Annotated in this window: 20 protein-coding genes; 11 read left to right on the forward strand and 9 right to left on the reverse strand. The window is 42.7% G+C overall.

What is annotated here, in order from left to right; genetic code table 11:
* Nucleotides 1-29 precede the first annotated feature (29 nt).
* Together LTAR_RS02160 and LTAR_RS02165 are read right to left on the reverse strand one after the other, a co-directional pair.
* Nucleotides 30-1,058 carry a CAP domain-containing protein gene (locus tag LTAR_RS02160; RefSeq protein ID WP_062420517.1) on the reverse strand — a complete coding sequence of 343 codons (1,029 nt, stop codon included), beginning with the start codon at nucleotides 1,056-1,058 and terminating at the stop codon, nucleotides 30-32.
* A gap of 248 nt (nucleotides 1,059-1,306) precedes the next feature.
* On the reverse strand, nucleotides 1,307-1,660 hold the full coding sequence (locus LTAR_RS02165; protein ID WP_062420518.1) for a translation initiation factor Sui1: 354 nt from the start codon (nucleotides 1,658-1,660) through the stop codon (nucleotides 1,307-1,309).
* Between the two features lie 146 nt (nucleotides 1,661-1,806).
* On the opposite strand from LTAR_RS02165, the gene LTAR_RS02170 reads away from it, so the two are divergent.
* Nucleotides 1,807-2,772, forward strand: a complete 966-nt coding sequence (locus LTAR_RS02170; RefSeq protein WP_062420519.1) for a sensor domain-containing diguanylate cyclase — start codon at nucleotides 1,807-1,809, stop codon at nucleotides 2,770-2,772.
* 7 nt (nucleotides 2,773-2,779) lie between these two features.
* On the opposite strand, the gene LTAR_RS02175 is transcribed toward LTAR_RS02170, so the two are convergent.
* On the reverse strand, nucleotides 2,780-3,145 hold the full coding sequence (locus tag LTAR_RS02175; protein WP_081419756.1) for a DUF4180 domain-containing protein: 366 nt from the start codon (nucleotides 3,143-3,145) through the stop codon (nucleotides 2,780-2,782).
* An 18-nt stretch (nucleotides 3,146-3,163) separates the two neighbouring features.
* Entirely contained in the window at nucleotides 3,164-3,790 is a 627-nt protein-coding gene (locus LTAR_RS02180; protein ID WP_062420521.1) for a nitroreductase family protein, read from the reverse strand.
* 141 nt (nucleotides 3,791-3,931) lie between these two features.
* Between LTAR_RS02180 and LTAR_RS02185 the strand changes: the two genes are divergently transcribed.
* Together LTAR_RS02185 and LTAR_RS02190 are read left to right on the forward strand one after the other, a co-directional pair.
* Entirely contained in the window at nucleotides 3,932-4,642 is a 711-nt protein-coding gene (locus LTAR_RS02185; RefSeq protein WP_062420522.1) for a GntR family transcriptional regulator, read from the forward strand.
* Nucleotides 4,643-4,687: 45 nt separating this feature from the next.
* Nucleotides 4,688-6,151 carry an aminotransferase class V-fold PLP-dependent enzyme gene (locus LTAR_RS02190; protein ID WP_201775926.1) on the forward strand — a complete coding sequence of 488 codons (1,464 nt, stop codon included), beginning with the start codon at nucleotides 4,688-4,690 and terminating at the stop codon, nucleotides 6,149-6,151.
* A 6-nt stretch (nucleotides 6,152-6,157) separates the two neighbouring features.
* Here LTAR_RS02190 and LTAR_RS02195 read toward each other — a convergent pair whose 3' ends face one another.
* Nucleotides 6,158-6,547, reverse strand: coding sequence for a Fur family transcriptional regulator (locus LTAR_RS02195; protein ID WP_062420523.1), 390 nt, complete (start codon nucleotides 6,545-6,547; stop codon nucleotides 6,158-6,160).
* A gap of 114 nt (nucleotides 6,548-6,661) precedes the next feature.
* On the opposite strand from LTAR_RS02195, the gene LTAR_RS02200 reads away from it, so the two are divergent.
* The 5 genes from LTAR_RS02200 to LTAR_RS02220 all read left to right on the forward strand — a co-directional run bounded on the left by LTAR_RS02200 (nucleotide 6,662) and on the right by LTAR_RS02220 (nucleotide 13,004).
* A complete protein-coding gene (locus tag LTAR_RS02200) occupies nucleotides 6,662-7,618 on the forward strand; it encodes an energy-coupling factor ABC transporter permease (RefSeq protein WP_062420524.1) in 957 nt (318 codons plus the stop codon).
* Nucleotides 7,619-7,632: 14 nt separating this feature from the next.
* Nucleotides 7,633-8,424, forward strand: coding sequence for a cobalt ECF transporter T component CbiQ (gene cbiQ, locus LTAR_RS02205; protein WP_062531960.1), 792 nt, complete (start codon nucleotides 7,633-7,635; stop codon nucleotides 8,422-8,424).
* A gap of 5 nt (nucleotides 8,425-8,429) precedes the next feature.
* A complete protein-coding gene (locus LTAR_RS02210; protein WP_201775927.1) occupies nucleotides 8,430-9,134 on the forward strand; it encodes an energy-coupling factor ABC transporter ATP-binding protein in 705 nt (234 codons plus the stop codon).
* 90 nt (nucleotides 9,135-9,224) lie between these two features.
* A complete protein-coding gene (locus LTAR_RS02215) occupies nucleotides 9,225-10,403 on the forward strand; it encodes an iron-containing alcohol dehydrogenase (RefSeq protein WP_062420526.1) in 1,179 nt (392 codons plus the stop codon).
* A 162-nt stretch (nucleotides 10,404-10,565) separates the two neighbouring features.
* Nucleotides 10,566-13,004, forward strand: coding sequence for a putative bifunctional diguanylate cyclase/phosphodiesterase (locus LTAR_RS02220; RefSeq protein WP_062420527.1), 2,439 nt, complete (start codon nucleotides 10,566-10,568; stop codon nucleotides 13,002-13,004).
* Between the two features lie 69 nt (nucleotides 13,005-13,073).
* Here LTAR_RS02220 and LTAR_RS02225 read toward each other — a convergent pair whose 3' ends face one another.
* Nucleotides 13,074-13,544 carry a methylglyoxal synthase gene (locus LTAR_RS02225; RefSeq protein WP_062420528.1) on the reverse strand — a complete coding sequence of 157 codons (471 nt, stop codon included), beginning with the start codon at nucleotides 13,542-13,544 and terminating at the stop codon, nucleotides 13,074-13,076.
* A gap of 173 nt (nucleotides 13,545-13,717) precedes the next feature.
* Here LTAR_RS02225 and LTAR_RS02230 point away from each other — a divergent pair, with 173 nt between their 5' ends.
* Together LTAR_RS02230 and LTAR_RS02235 are read left to right on the forward strand one after the other, a co-directional pair.
* Entirely contained in the window at nucleotides 13,718-14,965 is a 1,248-nt protein-coding gene (locus LTAR_RS02230; protein WP_062420529.1) for a GGDEF domain-containing protein, read from the forward strand.
* Nucleotides 14,966-14,975: 10 nt separating this feature from the next.
* Nucleotides 14,976-16,253 (forward strand): GGDEF domain-containing protein, encoded by a 1,278-nt coding sequence (locus LTAR_RS02235; protein WP_062420530.1) that lies wholly within the window; start codon nucleotides 14,976-14,978, stop codon nucleotides 16,251-16,253.
* Nucleotides 16,254-16,262: 9 nt separating this feature from the next.
* On the opposite strand, the gene add is transcribed toward LTAR_RS02235, so the two are convergent.
* Both add and LTAR_RS02245 read right to left on the reverse strand, forming a co-directional pair.
* Nucleotides 16,263-17,291 carry an adenosine deaminase gene (add, locus tag LTAR_RS02240; protein WP_062420531.1) on the reverse strand — a complete coding sequence of 343 codons (1,029 nt, stop codon included), beginning with the start codon at nucleotides 17,289-17,291 and terminating at the stop codon, nucleotides 16,263-16,265.
* 41 nt (nucleotides 17,292-17,332) lie between these two features.
* Nucleotides 17,333-18,118, reverse strand: a complete 786-nt coding sequence (locus LTAR_RS02245; RefSeq protein WP_062420532.1) for a GNAT family N-acetyltransferase — start codon at nucleotides 18,116-18,118, stop codon at nucleotides 17,333-17,335.
* Nucleotides 18,119-18,337: 219 nt separating this feature from the next.
* Between LTAR_RS02245 and LTAR_RS02250 the strand changes: the two genes are divergently transcribed.
* On the forward strand, nucleotides 18,338-19,198 hold the full coding sequence (locus LTAR_RS02250) for a twin-arginine translocation signal domain-containing protein (RefSeq protein WP_062420533.1): 861 nt from the start codon (nucleotides 18,338-18,340) through the stop codon (nucleotides 19,196-19,198).
* A gap of 67 nt (nucleotides 19,199-19,265) precedes the next feature.
* Here LTAR_RS02250 and LTAR_RS02255 read toward each other — a convergent pair whose 3' ends face one another.
* On the reverse strand, nucleotides 19,266-19,793 hold the full coding sequence (locus tag LTAR_RS02255) for a flavodoxin domain-containing protein (protein WP_062420534.1): 528 nt from the start codon (nucleotides 19,791-19,793) through the stop codon (nucleotides 19,266-19,268).
* Nucleotides 19,794-19,823 lie beyond the last annotated feature (30 nt).

Raw genomic sequence — 19,823 nt, forward strand, 5'->3', positions numbered from 1 at the left:
ATACGGGGACTTGCATCCACTGTGCAGGTTTATTCATCACCGCTTTCAGTATATTTGTGCATATTTGAAAAAAGAAAAACAACCAGAATAACAATGAATAAGGCAAATATGATGAGAATTCCTGTTTCGCGGGTGTTGATGGATGATGGTTTGGGGGTGGATGCTGGAATGGGAGTGTTGGAGGGCGGCACTTGTGTGGCAGAAGGAATGTTGGTTTCTGATACAGATACAGGTACTGTTGCAGTCATAGGGGCAACAATGGGCGTATCAACTTTTTTAATAAACAATCGCTGACCGGCAAAAATAGTGTTGGCATCGATATTGTTGATCCGGACCAGATCTTTTATATCCATTCCATAGATGCGGGCAATGGTCCCCAGAGTCTGCCCGTATCCAACGACATGATAGACAGATCCATCTGACATTGGAGTGGATGTCACCAGAGGTAAGATGACCGGGGTTCCGATAGATGAATTCCCTGGCTGTGTTTCGGCTGTGGCATTATTCACCATTAAATTGAGTGTTTGAGATGAATCTTTGGTTACTCCAGCCAGATTTAGAGTGATATAGACCATTTTGTCATCGCTGGCGATGCCCACCCCGGCATCCTGATATTTCGGATTGATCATGGCTCCACGATGGACTGGATCTGCCCAGATTTCATTCAAGATGATTGGCAGCATACCTTTCGTTCCCAGACTCAGGCTGGCAACATTTTCACCCGCAACAATAGGCTGACCATTACCATAGCCTGAGGCCGCCACTCGGGAAGTGACGATTTCTCCTGAAGCGCCGGCATGGCTGGATTGATGCATGGAAGCCTGATACTCTGAATGTGCCTGGGCGACCGCCATGATGGTTGCGTTAATATTGACGGGCGGAAGTCCTTGTTTCTGGCGGATGGTATTCACCCCGGCGATTAAATCGTATGCCGTAAAATCGGCACCTTGAACCTGGGTAGTAAAACCAGAGGAGATGTATGCAACACTTCCCAAAATACTGATCAATGTCAGGAATTTTGTAAAAGCCTGGAGAAGTCCATTTTTGATTCCTGCCATATTACACCGTTCGGTCACATGCAACTTTCAATAATTTATCTCGTACATGAAGATGATCAGATGATTTTTCGAAATCTTGCCTGAACTTGATATGAATTAATTCGAATAATTGTAAAGATCAATGAAAATGCCAAAGCTAAACTGACGTTGAGCAGGTATCAGATCTTTCTCTATAAAACCGCCCGTGAAAATTACAGGAGGTTGTTCCAGAACACTATCTGGAACAGCCTCCTGATAAATTGAAAACTTCAGCCTCCGGCCAGCTTTACCTGAAAGCCGCGTTTTTTCAACTCGTTGAAAACAGTATCTCGATGATCTCCCTGTATTTCAAGATTGCCGTCTTTGATGGAGCCACCGGAACCACATAATCGTTTGAGGTCGCTATGCAGATCATGCAATGCCTGTCCGTCCAGAGGAACGCCTGTAATCAGGGTGACAGTTTTCCCTTTGCGGGATTTGGAATCACGGAATATCCGGATAATGCCATCCCCTTTGGGTCTGGCTGAGATTTTACGGCAGACGCATTGATCAACCGGTTTTCCGCATTTTGGACATATCCGTCCGGTGGATGTGGAGTAAACAGTCGGATTCTCATCTCTCATGCAATTATTTTATCTGATTCCATTTGGATCAAAGATCGTTTTTGTATATGATTAAGATACTCTATCTGACATTATAGAACTCCATGAACCAGGGAAGAGATACTGTTATACCGTTATCAGTACATCCTGAATATTCATGAGGTCAAATGGATACTTCCGATCTATCCCGGATAAATACGTATTCAAAAAATGAACTGTATCAAAAAGTGGTTGAATTACAATCGCGTGTGCAACAGTTGGAAGAACAACTGAAGGAACAGACTGATCAATTATCCACTTTGGTCTTGAATGAGGAAAAGTACAAAGTCTTGTTGGATGGATCAAGTGATCCGATTTTTTCTTTTTCACGCGATGGAGAATATCAATACGTCAATTATGCCTTTGCCGAAGGTGTATGCCGGAAGATTGAGGAGATTATTCATCATAAAATCTGGGATGTCTTTCCGCAGGATGAAGCCGATAAGCGGTTTGCTGTGGTAAAAGCTGTTTTCGAGACCGGAGAAATTCAAACCATCGAAGTCCGAGTTCCTCGACCAGATAAAGACAGGTATTACCTGACCACAGTCAAACCGATCTTTGACCGGGAAGGAAAGGTCGCTCTGGTTATTTGTATTTCCAAAGAAATCACAGAACGAAAACAGCTTGAAAAAGAATTAATCCGGTTGAGTAATTTTGACACGTTGACTGGTCTCTATAACCGCCATTATTTCGAAGTGGAAATGGAACGGTTGCAGGTTAGCCAGATGTTTCCAGTAAGCATCATCATATCCGATATGGATAAGTTAAAAGTGATCAATGATCAATTCGGCCATGCAGCCGGAGATATTGCACTTCAAAAAATGGCCATGGTTCTACAAGATTCGATCCGTACAGACGATGTGGCTGCTCGGATCGGTGGGGATGAATTCGCTATTCTTTTAACATTAACCAACGAAGAAACTGCTGCAGAGATTGTCAGGCGGATCAAAACCAATATTCATGCCCTGGATGATGCCAAAATGCATCTTTCCATTGGATTTGCCACAGGAGAAGCCGGGGCAAACCTTGTGGATGTTTTTCGTCTGGCAGATGAGCGGATGTATCTGAACAAGCGGAACGGTATTCGGGATTAGAAAGACATTATGCCAATCCGTCAAACCACTTGATGGCTTCTTCCCGGGTCTCAAAAAACCGAAAATCATTCCGACGGTTGTTTTCCAGAACCATCTCATAAAACCGGCCATGGCCAATCAGATTTGATGGAATTACAGCTGCGGCAGGCACGCGGTATGTGGATAGTTTAAGCAGGAGTTTTCCGGCAAGACCTGTTTTCAGATCAAAAAAATCCGGCGGTAAGTTACCTGCAAAAAGAAGCAACCCGGTTTTTTCACTCATACCGCATTCCCCAATCAAATCGAGAATGTCTTGCTCAGAGTGAATCAATCCACCTTCCGGCATGCATTCCAGGATTGTACGGTTGTTTCGCTCAACTATTTGATAGTCCATTTTTCTTACTTTCGGATACTACCATGTGTCATGATGAATTCGTTCAGATGGATTGATTGTCACCTGCCGGGTACGGACCGCACCATCTTTGGGATATCCTAATGCCAGCCAGCAGGGAATATCGTACGCCAAAGGGATATGGCAGTAATCTTTAATCGCCTGACGTTCCCTGTCCATCGGGATACGGGTCACCCCAAATATACCCTCTGCAGCGGCTGCCAGCAGAATATTTTCAATGACCAGCCAGATGGATGCCAATCCGTTCAGGTCAGAAAGACTCTTAGGTTTTAAAATATTGATTTCCTGCCGGTAACAGGGAATGACAAGACAGCCGCAAGTCAGCAGCATGGAAGTCTGTTTGGGGATGGCATCGATATACATATCACGCTGAGATTCGTCTTTCATCTGCCAGCGGTTCACTATGTTAATGGCACTTTTCCTGGAAACCGGTTTTATTGTTTGGGTTAATAACTCCTCTCGTTTGTTCCGGTCATTCAAAAAAATGAAATGCCAGTCGCGCATATGATTGTTTGTTGGGGCGAGAAAACCGGCCGAGATGATCTTTTGCATGATTTCTTCTGGTACAGGGCGGTCGGCAAAATCGCGGATTGTCATTCTTTTTTGAATGGCTTCGTAAACATCCATTTCCATCCCTCGGAAAAATAGAATATTAGACCTATATTATACAGACGCCTGGCCAAATAAACAAGAACAAAGATACTATACTTTGGTTTAGCGAATTGACTTTTAAATATATTAGTAATATATTAGTAATATATCAGAATCATGAACGAAAATAATCCTTCTCATTTGCTTTCATCCCAGGCATATCGGTCCATAAAGGATGATATTGTTGCCTGCATATTGACTCCCGGCCAATTTATTGCGCAGATTGATCTTGTCGAAAAATATGGAATGGGGTTAACACCCATCAGAGAGGCACTGCGTCAACTCACGCAGGAGGGATTTGTTCAACCCGTACCCCGGCTTGGGTATATTGTCAGTCCGATAACCGCCAGAGATGTTCAGGAGATTTACGAAATGCGCAGTATTCTGGAAACCTCATCTGTTCGACTGGCGGCAATGCGTGGATCTGACGAGGAATTTCAGACTTTATTGGATTCGGCAGATTTTTCTTATACGTATAAAGATCATCCCAGTTATTCCCGGTTTCTGGCACAAAACAAGGAATTTCATGTATCTATTGCCATCTTGTCTCGGAATCATCGGCTTGAACAACAAATTGCCCGCACCATGGATGAACTGACCCGTGTATTTCACCTGGGGTTAGATATCCGCGACAGCGCCGAAAAAATGCGGGATGATCATCTGGCACTATGCCGGGCTTTGATGGAGCGCGATGCCAACCAGGCTGAACGATTGATACGTCAGGAGATCTTATTATCACGTGAACGAGTGATGGAAGCCCTGAAGTCTTATTCTGGTCAGGCTATAACCCCGGAAAATTTACTCAGTTTGACAATGCTGCATACATAATTCATGAGTTTCTTTTACGGTTTGGATGAAGATAAAGGAGATGTTATGAATATCTTTAAAAATAACCCGAAACAGAATTATTCTGATGAAACCAGTAAAGCCATGAAAAACATAGATTCGGAATTTATCTCTAAATTTCCAGAGTATTTAACCACCGGAAAATTGGATTTTATCCGTGAAAAGGACTATTCCAGAATTGACACACACGGGCATGTTTATCTTGATTACACAGGGGGAGGACTCTACAGCGAAAAACAAGTTGAAACACATATGAGATTGCTGTTAGAGAATGTGTTTGGAAATCCGCATTCCACCAATCCAACTTCACTGGCAGCCACCCAATTGGTGGAGAGTGCCCGCGCCAGCGTTCTGGAATTCTTTCATGCCTCACCTGAGGAATATGTTTGCATCTTCACTCAGAATGCCAGCGGTGCTCTGAAACTGGTAGGTGAGTCGTATCCCTTTGGCTCTGGAGATACCTACCTTTTGACTTTTGATAATCACAACTCAGTTAATGGAATACGGGAATTTGCCCGGGCAAAAGGAGCCGTTATCCATTATTCACCGGTACTTCCACCTGAGATGCGTATAGATGAAGAGAAACTGGAAAATTACCTGGATTTTAAAAAGAGCGGTGGAAATAATCTGTTTGCCTATCCGGCTCAATCGAACTTTTCAGGGGTCCAGCACTCACTGGATTGGATTGAACGTGCTCATGCGAAAGGATGGGATGTACTTCTGGATGGGGCGGCATTTGTTCCGACAAACACATTGGATTTAAGCAAGGTCCATCCTGATTTTGTGAGTCTCTCTTTTTACAAAATTTTCGGTTATCCAACTGGAGTAGGCGCATTAATTGCCAGCAAGAAAGTGATGGCCAAACTTCATCGTCCCTGGTTTGCCGGTGGAACCATCACAGTGGCTTCGGTGCAGGGAGATACATACTATCTGCATAAGGGTGCCGAGGGTTTCGAAGACGGTACATTGAATTATCTCAGCCTTCCGGCAGTCGAGATTGGATTGAAACACATTGAGCAAATTGGATATGACGTAATTCATACCCGGGTGGCATGTTTAACAGCCTGGCTTTTAGAAAAACTCGATCAATTGCATCACAGTAACGGAAATCCGGTTGTAAAAATCTACGGTCCAATTGAAAATGAAAATCGTGGGGGAACCATTGCCTTAAACTTTTTTGATCAACAAGGTCATTTCATTGACCATTTACTTGTGGAATCACGTGCCAATCAACGCAACATATCCATTCGTACCGGATGTTTCTGCAATCCGGGTGGGGGAGAATTGGCACTGGGCATTTCGGCCAGCGAGCTGACGTCTTGTTTTGCTCTTCGACCGAACATGGAATATCAAGATTTCCGCCGTTGCATTGATGACAAAAGCAATGGCGCAGTAAGAATTTCAATGGGTCTTGTTTCTAATTTTCAGGATGTACAACAGTTTTATGAATTTGCCCGCGAATTTGTAGATAAAAACAGCGAGGAAATTTAGTTCATTTTACAGTTCTTTCTTATTCTGGCATCCCGGACAGATTCCATAGAGGATCAGGTGATTTGTAATGATCTGAAAATGACTTTCCTGTTCAATTTTTGAAAACAACGGATTGATCTCGTCTGCAGGAATAGTAATGATCTGATGGCAATGCTGGCAGACGAGGTGATGATGCATTCCATTACCCACAAGTTCATACACCAGAGATCCAGTTCCAATATCAGAGATAGAGACTTTTCCCTGAGAGACCAACCGATCCAATGATCGATATACCGTTGACCGATTGACAGCAGGCAAACGGGTTCTAATCTGCTCGAATATTTGTTGTGATGTGTAATGATATTGTTTTTGACCCAGTAAATCTGCAATAATTTGATCAACCGATGACGTCTTCATTTATCCTCTCTGTCCATAATTATATCCTGCATATATTCGCAAATGCAACAAATCGCGTTATAATTTGACTGCCGGCAAAACAGCGTGTTACATGAATAAATAGGAGGAAAAACAATGCTCTTCTCTGTCGTACATCCAATGCACATACCGGACGGTTTCCTTTCGGTAGCTGTATCCATCATCATGTGGATTATTTCCATTGCCATGATCGCCATTGCACTACGTAAAGTCAAGAATGAACTGGGTGATCGTGAAGTTCCATTAATGGGTGTTCTGGCAGCAGCCATCTTTGCCGGGCAGATGTTAAACTTCAGCGTTTCAGGCGGAACTTCCGGACATTTATTGGGAGCTGCCATTGCTACCATACTCCTCGGCCCGTGGACGGCCGTACTGGTGATGACATCTGTTGTTTCGGTTCAGGCTCTGTTATTCCAGGATGGTGGCGTGTTGGCTTTAGGTGCCAACATTTTTAATATGGGCGTGGTTGGTGTATTTGTTTCTTATGCTGTTTTCCAATTGTTGCAAAAAGCTTTTGGGAAACAAAAGTGGGGACTATTTGTTTCTGGAAGTCTGGCAGCCTGGACATCCATTTTTATCGCCTCTTTAGCCTGTGCTCTGGAACTTGCCATTTCTGGCACCTCACCAGCGAATATCGCTGTTCCTGCAATGGGTGCCATTCATGCCATTATTGGAATTGGTGAAGCGCTGATCACACTTGGTGCCCTGGCTTTCCTCTATGCCACTCGTAAAGATTTGTTTGAGAAATCCAGCAAGAAATTAAATGGAAATAAAGGTATTCTGATCGGTGGTGGAATCATCGCCGTGGTTCTGGCTATTCTATCTCCACTGGCTTCCAGTCATCCTGATGGATTGGAATGGGTGGCAGAACAGAAGGGATTCCTTGAAATGGCCCGGGCTGCCTTCTACAACATCATGCCTGATTATGCCTTCCCGGGGATTTCTGATCCAAATATTTCCACAATTGTTGCTGGTATACTTGGTGCAGTGATTGTTTTTGGTGTGGCATTCGGAATTGCCCGGTTGGAGAAACATTCTGCCACTCAGGAATAACCAGAGGGAATAATTTGCTGGAACAGTACCGCGATAGGAATAGTCTCATCCATACAGTTCATGCAAGGGTGAAGATCATCTTCACCCTTGTTTTCATTTTGGCTGTCAATCTCACTCCGGCTGGAACCTGGACTGGCTTCATTCTGTATTTCTCGATTCTCATATCTATCATTATGTTATCCAGGCTTGGTATCAGGTATGTTCTTAAACGATCGCTTTTTGCTCTTCCATTCATTCTTTCCGCCATTCCGCTAATATTCTGGGGGCCGGAACCTGTTAACCATATCTGGCTTCTAAATAGGGTGCAAGTCCCATTTAGCCTGGTTGGATTGGAGCGTTGTATCAGTATTACCCTGAAGGCGTGGCTGTCGGTTCAAGCTGCCATTGTGTTGACAGGAACGACACCCTTTTCCAGCATTATTGAAGGTTTCAGGCAAATCCACGTTCCATTGATACTTATTTCCATTATCGAGTTGATGTGGCGGTATCTATTTGTCATTGTAGATGAGGTTACCCGCATGATGAGAGCAAGAACCAGCCGTAGTACACAAATAGGAAAACCATATCACAGCGGCGGCTCTGTACTCTGGCGTGCGCAAGTGACTGGTAATATGGCCGGAAGTCTATTCCTTCGATCCATTGAAAGAAGCGAGCGTGTGTATGCCGCCATGCTTTCCCGGGGATATACCGGAGAACCGCTATCAGTAAGTTCGACGAATCTGTCTAAAAAAGACCAATGGATTACTGTTTTCTCCTGTATGATGATTCTGGCTGTGTTTATTTTTAGTCTATTTACTGGCAGGTAATTCTTGTGGAACCTCTGATCAAAATACAACAATTATCCTTTTCCTATCCAGATGGGAAGAATGCACTGACAGATATCAATTTATCTGTATATCCTGGTGAGAAAATTGGTATTGTCGGCGCGAATGGGGCCGGTAAGTCAACACTGCTGATGCATATCAATGGAATTTTCACCGGTGAAGGTTCCGTCATTATTGATGGTATGGAATGTGATCGCAAGCATCTTGAAAAGATACGGGCCAGGGTGGGTGTTGTCTTCCAGAATCCAGATGACCAGTTGTTTTCTATTACAGTTTATGATGACGTTGCTTATGGCCCCCGGTATCAGGGATTACCAAAAGAGGAAATTCATTCACGGGTGGAAAAAGCCCTGGCGGCTGTTCAGATGGAGGGATATGCTGATCGAAATCCATATCATCTGTCAGGCGGTGAGAAGAAAAGGATAGCCATTGCCACGGTCCTATCCATGAATCCAGACATACTTGTATTTGATGAACCGACGGCGGGATTGGACCCGAGAGCCAGACGTGAATTGTTGGAATTGCTTGGACGATTGCCGCAAACACTGCTTATCGCCACTCATGATCTTGAATTGGTGGACCAATTGACAACCCGGATGATCGTCATGAACGCCGGAAAAATTGTGGCTGATGGACCAGGGAAAGAATTATTACAGGATCAGCAACTGTTATTCAACAATGGATTAATATAGGTAATACAACCGGTGCTATTCTCTTGGAATGTCATGTAAAATCATGATCAAGAGTGTATTCATTTGTCCAAGGAATATAACGGAGGAACCATGAGTTTTACATACCACATCCCCACGAGAATTCTTTTCGGGGCCGGAACATTGAATGCATTGGAAACTGAAAACCTTCCCGGCAAAAAAGCTCTGATTGTTATTTCTGCCGGGAAATCCATGCGAAAGAATGGTTACCTCGACCGGGTCACGTCTCTACTGACGAAACAGGGTGTCAGCTATGTGGTTTTCGATAAAATCCTGCCGAATCCGATCAAGGCTCATGTGATGGAAGCTGCTGATCTGGCCAGGAAAGAAGGCTGCGATTTCATTATTGGATTGGGAGGCGGGAGCAGCATTGATTCAGCCAAGAGCATTGCTGTGATGGTCAAGAATCCGGGAGATTACTGGGATTATGTTGGTGGCGGAACCGGAAAAGGACTTCCGACCACGAATGGAGCTCTGCCCGTAGTAGCCATCACCACCACGGCCGGAACAGGAACAGAAGCTGACCCATGGACGGTCATCACTCAAGAGGAAACCCATGAAAAAATCGGCTTCGGCAATATCCATACATTTCCGGTGCTCTCTATAGTAGATCCAGAATTAATGTTGACAGTTCCACCAGAATTGACGGCGTATCAGGGGTTTGATGCCTTCTTTCATTCCGTTGAAGGCTATCTGGCCACGATTGCTACACCGGTCAGTGATGTTATGGCGTTGAAGAGTATTGAACTGGTGGCAAAATACCTGCCTGATGCCGTAAAAGATGGGAGTAATGTCGAAGCCCGAACCCAGGTCGCCCTGGCCAACACACTGGCTGGCATGGTTGAATCTATTTCCAGTTGTACGTCTGAACATTCCATGGAACATGCCTTGAGTGCATACCATCCCGAAATTGCCCACGGCGCGGGACTGATCATGCTTTCAGAGGCTTACCATAGTTTCTTTTTGGATAAAGCCCCAGAGCGTTATTTCGACATGGCGCGTGCTATGGGTGAAACGGTTGACGGCTTAAAACCAGCTGATGGTGCAAAAGCCTTTGTGAAAGGATTACTGAAACTCCAGAAGGCCTGTAATGTAGATAACCTCAAAATGTCTGCCTTTGGAGTAAAGTTGGATGAAATTCCTACTCTGGCAGAGAATACGCGGCATGCCATGGCAGGATTGTTCAAAATGGATCCGTACACATTATCTCTGGACGAAACTGAACAGATTATCAAAGCCGCATATAAATAGACTGAAGCCAAATTCCACTACAATAATAGTGCAAAATCATCCAGACCGGTGTTACGACACCGATCTGGATGATTAATTTTCTATAAAATTGATAAATAAAAACCAGATATGAAGTTAGTTAATGGTTTAATGAAATCATCTATCGGTAGATGTCGAAAGAATATGACTGAAAAGACACGATTCCGGCCATTTATACTTACCTGTCTGATCATCTTCTTAGTGATCATCTTTCATATCATCTTTATCCAATTGTCATTGGATAAAGATGTTCGAATGGTAGTCTCTGATGTAGAAGCACCTTTGGTTGGATTGGGCAGCCTGATAGCTCTTTTTCTGGCCACGAATCGCACAAAACAATATTCAAAAAAGCTTGCCAGGGCATGGTTTTTTCTGGCATTAGCTCAGTTATGCACAGTTCTTGGTGATACGATCTGGGCGGTTCTTCAATTGGGATTTCATATTTATCCCTATCCTTCTATCGCTGATCTCTTCTATCTTCTATATTACCCACTCTTTTTTGTTGCTGTTGTCCTTTTCCCTGTTCAAAAACATGGATCCAGTTATTGGATCAAGCGGACAATCGATTTTTCTGCCATTTCCATAGGATTGTTGGCAGTTTTTTGGAATTACCTGCTTGGTCCTTCGATCATAACTCATGCTGATGTCTCATTTCAGGATTGTTTCCTGGCGTATGCATACCCTATTGGCGATCTGTTGATTCTGTGGGGAATGTTGATTCTGACGTATAACCGTTTGCATGAAAGGGCTGGTGGACCACTTGTACTGATTTCAATTGGTGCAATCGTGATGGTCATAACAGATAGTGCGTTTGTTGTCCAATCCATAATTGGAACATATAAAGCAGGAGATATTCTTGATTCAGGTTGGTTACTTCAAAATATCTTGATTTGGATCGCGGCTGTCTGGCAAATTATGATCGCCCGGAAGATTACCGAAACAGATAAGATCTCATCCACTCTTTCGGATGCCGCCAATACATTATTTTCTTATTATCCGGTTATCTGGTTGCTGGTTGTAATAGGGATGATGTATCAAAGCAGCACAAAATCACTTCCAATGTCCTATCACCAACTGACTCTGGTAGCTTTATTAATCTGGGTACTGGTTGTTTTGCGGCAAATTATCTCGAATATTGAAATCCGGCGTTTGTTTAACCAGGTGGACCAATCTATACGGATGGTAAAAAAACAATCTGTCGAATTGGAGACAGCCAACCAGGTTCTTGGATTTGAGATTGCAGAAAGAAAAAAAGCCGAAGAACGCCTGGCATTTGATGCTCTTCATGATTTCCTGACCCATCTGCCCAACCGAGGGCTTTTTTTGGATCGCCTCGATATGGCGATCAACCATACGAAGAGGTATGAAAAAGATGCATTCTCTGTTCTTTTTCTCGATCTGGATCAATTTAAGCAAATTAATGATACAAAAGGGCATTCAGTCGGTGATGAATTATTAATCCAGGTCGCCCAGCGGTTGCGTGATTGTGTTCGCGTGAGTGATACTGTTGCAAGATTGGGTGGCGATGAATTTATTATCCTGTTGGAAAATGTTGATGAAAAAGAAAACGCTTTGCTCACTGCAGATCGGATCCTTCGGGAATTTCGACCAGCTTTTGAAATTTGTGGTGAAAAGATTTATATATCCGTAAGTATTGGTGTTGTGATCAGTCTGGCAGGATATGAAAATTCGAGTGATATCCTGCGAGATGCTGATATTGCCATGTATCATGCAAAAGAAGCCGGTAAATCACGCTTTGAAGTGTTCAATCCAGAAATGCGAACGCAGGCGATTCATAAGGTAATGATAGAGAATGAATTGCGTTATGCCATTGAATATAACGAATTCTATTTACAATACCAACCAATTTATTCATTAAAAACAGAAAATATCACAGGATTTGAGGCATTAATCCGCTGGAATAATCCAAGGCTGGGTGTGCTTTCACCGGGTGTATTCATTCCGGTTGCAGAAGAGACCGGTTTAATAATTGAAATTGGTTATTGGGTATTAGAAGAAGCATGTACACAATTAAAGAAATGGTTTGATCTTTTCCCGGAGTTAGGTGAACTCACCATGAATGTAAATATATCCGGACGACAATTCGCACAACCCGATTTTATACGTAGACTGATGGAAATTTTAAAAAAATCTGGCTTGAAGCCTGAATTATTGAAGCTGGAGATTACAGAAAGCGTTTTATTAGGTGAACAGCAAACTGACTCGAATACATTTGAAGAACTAAAAAAAATTGGTATTCATTTGCAGATTGATGATTTCGGAACAGGATATTCTTCGCTAAGCTATATCCAGCATATTCCTGTAGATACTATTAAGATTGACAGATCTTTCATTGCTGAAGTAGGCCATGGTCAGAAATATCTCGAATTAATACATGCCATAATTCGGATGGCTCACAGCCTGGGTATGGATACAAATGCCGAGGGAATCGAGACATTGGAACAAAAAGAAGTTTTACGATCATTTGGTTGTAATTACGGTCAGGGTTATTTATTTTCAAAACCATTAGACCGGAAACAAATTGAAAAAGATCTTCTGCCTGTTCAAGGGCAAATATTGTGAAAAAAAAAGAACTTTCAAATGAAAAAACGGGAGAGCTGGTGTGTGTGGCTCTCCCGTTTTTTTTGAGACTTATGAGTTTACCTGGGGAATCTTGCGTGTTCTATATGATTCATAATCCGGCACGAGCCGGTCGTATTCACCATCCATTAATGGAGATGAGATCATAAAATCTGCCGACGACCGGTTGCAGGCGGTAGGGATATTCCAGACCATTGCCATGCGTAACAGGGCTTTCACGTCAGGATCATGGGGAACAGGCTCGAGCGGATCCCAGAAAAAAATGAGAAAATCGATTTTGTTTTCGGTGATCTTGGCTCCAATTTGTTGGTCTCCACCGAGAGGGCCGCTCTGTAATTTATTGATTTTGAACCCGAGTTCTTTTTCGAGTAATTCTCCCGTGGTGCCCGTAGCATATACTTTATGGTGCGCCAGCAGATCGCGGTTGAATTTTGCCCATTCGAGCAAATCTTTTTTCTTGTTATCATGAGCAACAAGGGCGATCTTTTTATCGTGCTCCATGGCAACTTTTCGATAGTTCATAATGATCATCTCCCTTCTAAATCGTCAGAATTTTCAAAAAAAATTTTTTACAAATTATAAAATTTTATGAATTGAATCTTAATTAACCAACGGTTAAAACTATTGATAGCCAATTCAATTTCTTTATACTATTTATACTCTATTCTTTATTTGTTTCAGGTATTCTACTGTTAATGAAACATTCACTTTTTTCCATTACCAATTCCAGTATCACTCCAGATAGTTCACTTTCCAGAGGGAAACTATCAGAATTCTCCGGTCAGGTGGATAGGCTGCTGGATACCGGTTTCAAACGACTCCATTTTTCTGAAGAATTGGAAAACCTTTTTTTGCGGGAAACCAGTCCTTACCGACAGCAACAGGTGGCCATTTGTCTGTTGATCGCTGTGTTTATGTATGATTTTTTCCTGATTACAGACAGGACGATGTTATCTGATATTTTTACCATTGTTGCCAGCATTCGTCTCTTTGTTATTACCCCCGTTCTCTTGCTGTTGGTTTTGTTGATTTATGGTGGTGTGCAGGAAAAATTTCGGGAAATGTCTCTCCCAGTACTCACTTTTTTTATAGGAATTTCATTAATCTACTTTATGTCAATCAGCCAGAATCCGAACAAGATTTTCTATCATCCGGGTTTTCTGCTTATCGTCATCTTCGCAAACGTTGTTTTACGATGTCAATTCACCTATGCAGTGGCTTCATCTCTGGCTCTTTTCATTTCTTATACGTTTTTTTACCCATCACTGGAAGCAATGCCCCCCGAAATCAGGATGGTGGATACAACCATGCTCTTTTCATGTATTGTTCTTACACTGTATACCAATTACACACTGGAATACGAGCAGCGGATGAGTTATCTGTTTTCACTGCGGGAGCGGATCAGACAGGAAGCAGTACTTGCTCAGAACCGTCGGTTGACACGCATGGTATCCACGGATCCATTGACACGACTGGCAAATCGGCGGGAAGTTGACGATTTCATTGACAGATTGGCGGAAGAACCCCATCCCAGCCAATTGTCTGCTATTGTTTTGGATATTGACCATTTTAAGAAATATAACGATTTTTACGGTCATCTCGCCGGTGATGAATGTCTGCGGCATGTAGCTCATGAAATGCGCAGAGTAGTTCAACGGAAAGGAGATTTGATAGGACGAATTGGTGGAGAAGAATTCGTCGCTTTATTGCCCGATGCAGATTTATCGGCCGGGATGGAAATAGCAGAGAAAATCCGATCCAGTATCTATTCGAAACAAATTCCACATGCGGGTTCGGAAAATGATACATGTGTCACCATCAGTGCTGGTGTGTCTTCAGGAATTGTCTCGGGGAAGACCGATATACATACATTAATGGAAGAAGCAGATGCCGCCTTGTACAGGGCAAAAGCAGGCGGCCGAAATCGGGTTGTATCAGCTTAGAGGTGGATGATTGGACAAATTCTTTCCTTTTCCTAACAGGAAGAAAACGAAACAGGCTGATATTCTGGATGGCAATTCGTTTCAAACGAATTGTCTTCTGGCAGAAACTGTTGATGCAGAATTAAGGTCTGAGCGGAAGCATATTCAATTTCCCCCGGTTCTCGAGCAGATTTTTTATAAAGAAGTAATTGAACGTACTCGTTTATTTCTTCTAGTGGGAGGAATGATTGGTCTTTTGATTTATGACCTTTTTATCTTTTTAGATAGAAGAGTCTTGCGTGATGTTTATGATCTTGCACTCATTATTCGACTGGGAATTGTGACACCGATAGCCATTACCCTGACAATCTTGATGTTTCAAAAGATCCCCGGATGGGTACGAGAAATACTCAAATCAATCATAACAATTGGAGTATGCGTCAGTATTGTCTTTCTTGTATACACGAGTAATACACGTGAAGCTGATCTTTATTTTCCAGGAATTATGCTGATCGTGGTATTTGGCAATATCTTTATCAAGCTACAATTCTGGTACGCCTGTGCCACATCGTTAATCGTATTTATCTTGTATATCTTTTTTTATCCTGTTGATCCATTTTTCCCTCCACAGGTTCATTTCACAAATGCTTCATTTTTATTTGCCTGCATTTTTATGACATTATTGGCGAATTATCAGCTGGAACAGCGTCAAAGAAGAAGTTTTCTGATATCTTTACAGGAAAGACTGCAACGCCGTTTGTTGGCCGAGAAAAATACTCAACTATCTGAATTGTCTTCGCTGGATGCCCTGACAGGTCTGGCAAACCGCCGAGAAATTGATAAATACCTGTCGAACCTGAACCAGATCCGTCCGGATATGCTGGCGATTATCATGCTTGATATTGATTATTTTAAGCAGTTCAATGATACATATGGCCATAGTGCCGGGGATGAATGCCTAAAAGAAGTGGCCAAAATACTGGCTGCTTCAGTTCATCGAAAACGTGATCTGGCAGGCCGATATGGAGGTGAAGAATTCATCGTAATTTTGCCGGATACTTCTTTACAGGATGCCGAACGGATTGCCAAAAACATTTTGGAAGACACTTATTCAGCTGCTATTCCGCATGCAACATCGTCTACGGCACCGGTTGTTACATTAAGTGCAGGGGTGGGGTGGGGCGAATTTACTGCCAGTGTCACCACAACGGTGCTCGTCAAGGCAGCCGATGAAGCTTTATACATGGCAAAAGCATCCGGCCGGAATAATATCCAAAGCCTGCCGATCATCCCATATACGCCGGAATGATCAGGCCTTTCAACTCAGTTCTTTTTGCAACTGATCCAGACCATTCTGGATGGTTTCTCTAAGACGGCTCTTTTCATTTTCTGGCAGCAGGCAAACATCCACAGCATTCAATAGCAATTTCCGGATTTGTTTTTCATCCAATCCAAACGTTTCATTAACGTGTAGGTATTCATCCGTAAGTGTTGTATTAAACATGGCCGGATCATCCGAATTGAGGGTGATGATCAGTCCCTCTTCGAGAAGTCGGGGCAATGGATGAGCTGCCATATTGGGGACTACCTTCAGGCACACGTTGCTGGAAGGACATACCTCCAGAGGAATTTTATGCTCTCGCAAATAGACAACGAGAGAGGGATCTTCGAGGCAGCGGACTCCGTGACCAATCCGCACAGCCCGCAGGGATTTGATGGCTCCCCAGATACTTAGTGGTCCTTCTGTCTCGCCTGCATGTGGAGTGGCTGGCAGACCAGATGCCACGATGCGGTTGAATGTGGATGTGAAGACTTCCGGCGGATTGCCTACTTCGGGTCCACCCAGACCCAGTGAGACAATTCCATTATTATGGTTTCTGGCTGCCCAATCAGCCACCAGAAAGCTATTTTCAACAGGCCTCATCTCACGGGATATATCAGGCGCCATATTGATCTTAACACCGTATTTCTCTTCGCCCATGCGGCGGGCACGATTGATGGCGGCAAGTTGGTCATCCATCGAAATATGAGTCAGATGAGTATAAGGTGTAAAAATGACTTCGCTGTATTTAATATTCTGATCTGCCCGATCTTTGATAAATTCACTGGTGATCAGTTCCATATCATCGGCATTTCGAATACAGTTACAAATAGACAGATAGACTTCAACAAAATGATCAAATCCTGTAAATTGATACCAATCTTTTAGACCATCGAGGGTTTGAACAGGCAGTGTCACATTATTCCGTTCCGCCAGTTTCAATAACGTTTGAGGATGGATGGAACCTTCTAAATGTACGTGGAGTTCCACTTTTGGCATTCGGCGTATAAATTCTTTTATGTCCATGATGGGATTTCGCTTTCTTTGAAAAAATATAGTGAGGAATATCAAAAAGTAAATTCGAGGAGACGATAACGGGGAATAAAGCCGGCTTTTTCAAGGCAATGTCTCGAGGCTGTGTTTTCAATATCACATCCGGCCTGAGGCGGCCATTGATTTTGTCGACAATATTGGATCAAATGTTGAAGAATTGCACAACCATACCCCTTGTTACGAAATGCCGGAACAACCAGCATGCCAATATCTCTGGCAGGACGGCCTTCAATAATTTGCGAATAGATGCCAAAACCGATCAGATCATTTTCCTTTTCATACAGGAAAATTTGACTGGATTCTATATATTCCATCACTTCTTTCGCGGAATCAAAAACATTTTCATTAATCGAAACAATCATTGGTTCATCTGCTGGAACGGCATGTCTGATGCTGAAAGGGAATTGTGAGACTGCCTGCCGGGGTGATTGAATTTCAGGAAAGAGAATTCCGATAGCCCGGGATTTTTTTTGATATTGATAACAAGATGAAAGTAGAAATGCATCATAGCTTTTACACAGGGCTTTCCTGATGGAATATTTCTCTATCAGGTTTCCAAGTAGAACATCCTCCTGATTTGCCCATTCGGGAAGCATGAAGTATTCCAGCAAGCAGCCATCATTCGATAGGATAAAGTAACCTGTTCGTGTAGAACCAGATTTGATCAGGTACCATCGGGCTTGTTTAACCTGTAATTCAACAAAATAATCTTGTGAATGTGGTAAACCATTCAGATATAGATTCCGAAGATCTAAAAGTGACCTGGGATTGTCTACGCACTCAAATTGATAATCACTCATCCCTTTTCCGTGAAAAATGGGTTTTGTAGTACATCCAACACTATTCTTTCAAACCCGTAATTTATTGAGATTATTGTAACAGGTGGATATGGGTTTCATAAAGGCGAATAGTTGTTTATATTTTTTAAAGTTTTCGTATTGGATACTTACAGGAACTTCACAGGTTCTTCACATCTGAAAACTACCATAAGCTCAATGAAACAATATTCAGGAGCTTATATGAATACGCAAAAAGTAAATTGGTGGATTGATGCAGCAGCATTCCTCGGATTTATGGTCTCTTTTTTTACGGATATTACCGGTGTTGAGATACACCAGTGGATGGGGATTATTGTTGGTTTATTTATACTGATTCATTTCTTCCGTCATCTGGAATGGATTTCTACCGTAGTCAGCAAATTCTTCGGGAAAACCAGCCTGATTGCGAAGGTGAATTTGATTTTGGATGCATTGATTGGGCTTGGCTTTTTCAATATCCTTTTTACAGGATTGATCATCTCAACCTGGTTGAATCTGACATTTATTGATTATTCCTTCTGGAAAAACTTACATGTTGCCTTATCGGTTATCACATTATTTGCCCTGTTGTTCAAATTGATTTTGCATAGAAAATGGATCATCAGTGTAGCAGACAAGTATATCTTTCGTCGAACCAATGATGCCAGTCCGGTGGTTGTCGCTGGAACAATGTCAAAATCGACAGCACAGTCATCACGGCGTGAATTTCTCAAGTTGAGTGCTGTATTAGGTGCTGGTGCTGTGGTTGGTGTGGTGAATATTCATAAGCTGATTAGTGATGTTCTTACAGAACAAACATCCCAAAACGTATCTTCAGGAAAGCTCATAACTACAGCAGAAGGGCAGAGTGTCATTGCTTCACCATCTTCAGCAACATTTGAAATTACAGAGACTCCTGTGCCGGTAGTTCAGAAACCCAGTCCAACCGAAATTACCGAAAATAGTCAGACCTCATCTGCATGTTCAATTCTTTGTCATAAAAGTTGTTCATACCCCGGCCGATGCCGCAGATATGTAGATACCAACGGAAATGGAAAATGCGATCGCGGTGAGTGTCTGTAGTAAAAAGAGGATTGGTCAAGCAAAGCAGACCAATCCTCTTTCAATTTGTTCGCCTGAGAGATATTAATCAGAGATTCATATGGAATAAATCCGGCAGAGAACCAGCCCAGGCTTGAATTTCCTTCCAATCGCGGGCATCGCTGCTTTGCATTTTGTTCTGCGGAGTCGAGCGGTAAAGTTTTATCAATGAGTCCGGGAAACGGAGCTTTTTTAAATCAAGGGCTCCAGAGAAAATCTTTATGACTGTTGGCTTAAACCAGGGGAATTTTCCCAGATTGGTTGATAATTGTGCCTTAACCCCGCGCATCTCCTGGGGAGAATTTCCGAGAGGCCCGAGAATAAATAAAACGGTTGGAATAATTTCTATGGATTCTTTGAATTGTGTTAGAAATTTCCTGGTTTCCGAAAGAAAAGAGCCAGCGTAAATCGGTGTACCCAAAATGATCGCATCGTAACCATTCAAATTCGAGACTTCTTTTACCTTCATAAAATCAATCGTAAAATACTTTTCCTTCAGAATTCGGGCTATTGTTTCTGCCACTTCTTCTGTGGAACCATATTTTGTAGAATAGGTAACTAGAATCTTTCCTGGCATCACATTTTCTCCCTGATCGTGATCTTGATA

Origin of the sequence: Leptolinea tardivitalis, assembly GCF_001050275.1 — a bacterium.
Taxonomy (GTDB): Bacteria; Chloroflexota; Anaerolineae; order Anaerolineales; family Anaerolineaceae; genus Leptolinea; species Leptolinea tardivitalis.

What these genes read in the sequence shown, in the direction of transcription:
- LTAR_RS02160 (WP_062420517.1), bottom strand. Translation starts at nt 1,058, where the DNA reads ATGGCAGGAATCAAAAATGGACTTCTCCAGGCTTTTACAAAATTCCTG.
- LTAR_RS02165 (WP_062420518.1), bottom strand. Translation starts at nt 1,660, where the DNA reads ATGAGAGATGAGAATCCGACTGTTTACTCCACATCCACCGGACGGATA.
- LTAR_RS02170 (WP_062420519.1), top strand. Translation starts at nt 1,807, where the DNA reads ATGGATACTTCCGATCTATCCCGGATAAATACGTATTCAAAAAATGAA.
- LTAR_RS02175 (WP_081419756.1), bottom strand. Translation starts at nt 3,145, where the DNA reads ATGGACTATCAAATAGTTGAGCGAAACAACCGTACAATCCTGGAATGC.
- LTAR_RS02180 (WP_062420521.1), bottom strand. Translation starts at nt 3,790, where the DNA reads ATGGATGTTTACGAAGCCATTCAAAAAAGAATGACAATCCGCGATTTT.
- LTAR_RS02185 (WP_062420522.1), top strand. Translation starts at nt 3,932, where the DNA reads ATGAACGAAAATAATCCTTCTCATTTGCTTTCATCCCAGGCATATCGG.
- LTAR_RS02190 (WP_201775926.1), top strand. Translation starts at nt 4,688, where the DNA reads ATGAATATCTTTAAAAATAACCCGAAACAGAATTATTCTGATGAAACC.
- LTAR_RS02195 (WP_062420523.1), bottom strand. Translation starts at nt 6,547, where the DNA reads ATGAAGACGTCATCGGTTGATCAAATTATTGCAGATTTACTGGGTCAA.
- LTAR_RS02200 (WP_062420524.1), top strand. Translation starts at nt 6,662, where the DNA reads ATGCTCTTCTCTGTCGTACATCCAATGCACATACCGGACGGTTTCCTT.
- LTAR_RS02215 (WP_062420526.1), top strand. Translation starts at nt 9,225, where the DNA reads ATGAGTTTTACATACCACATCCCCACGAGAATTCTTTTCGGGGCCGGA.
- LTAR_RS02220 (WP_062420527.1), top strand. Translation starts at nt 10,566, where the DNA reads ATGACTGAAAAGACACGATTCCGGCCATTTATACTTACCTGTCTGATC.
- LTAR_RS02225 (WP_062420528.1), bottom strand. Translation starts at nt 13,544, where the DNA reads ATGAACTATCGAAAAGTTGCCATGGAGCACGATAAAAAGATCGCCCTT.
- LTAR_RS02230 (WP_062420529.1), top strand. Translation starts at nt 13,718, where the DNA reads ATGAAACATTCACTTTTTTCCATTACCAATTCCAGTATCACTCCAGAT.
- add (WP_062420531.1), bottom strand. Translation starts at nt 17,291, where the DNA reads ATGGACATAAAAGAATTTATACGCCGAATGCCAAAAGTGGAACTCCAC.
- LTAR_RS02245 (WP_062420532.1), bottom strand. Translation starts at nt 18,118, where the DNA reads ATGAGTGATTATCAATTTGAGTGCGTAGACAATCCCAGGTCACTTTTA.
- LTAR_RS02250 (WP_062420533.1), top strand. Translation starts at nt 18,338, where the DNA reads ATGAATACGCAAAAAGTAAATTGGTGGATTGATGCAGCAGCATTCCTC.
- LTAR_RS02255 (WP_062420534.1), bottom strand. Translation starts at nt 19,793, where the DNA reads ATGCCAGGAAAGATTCTAGTTACCTATTCTACAAAATATGGTTCCACA.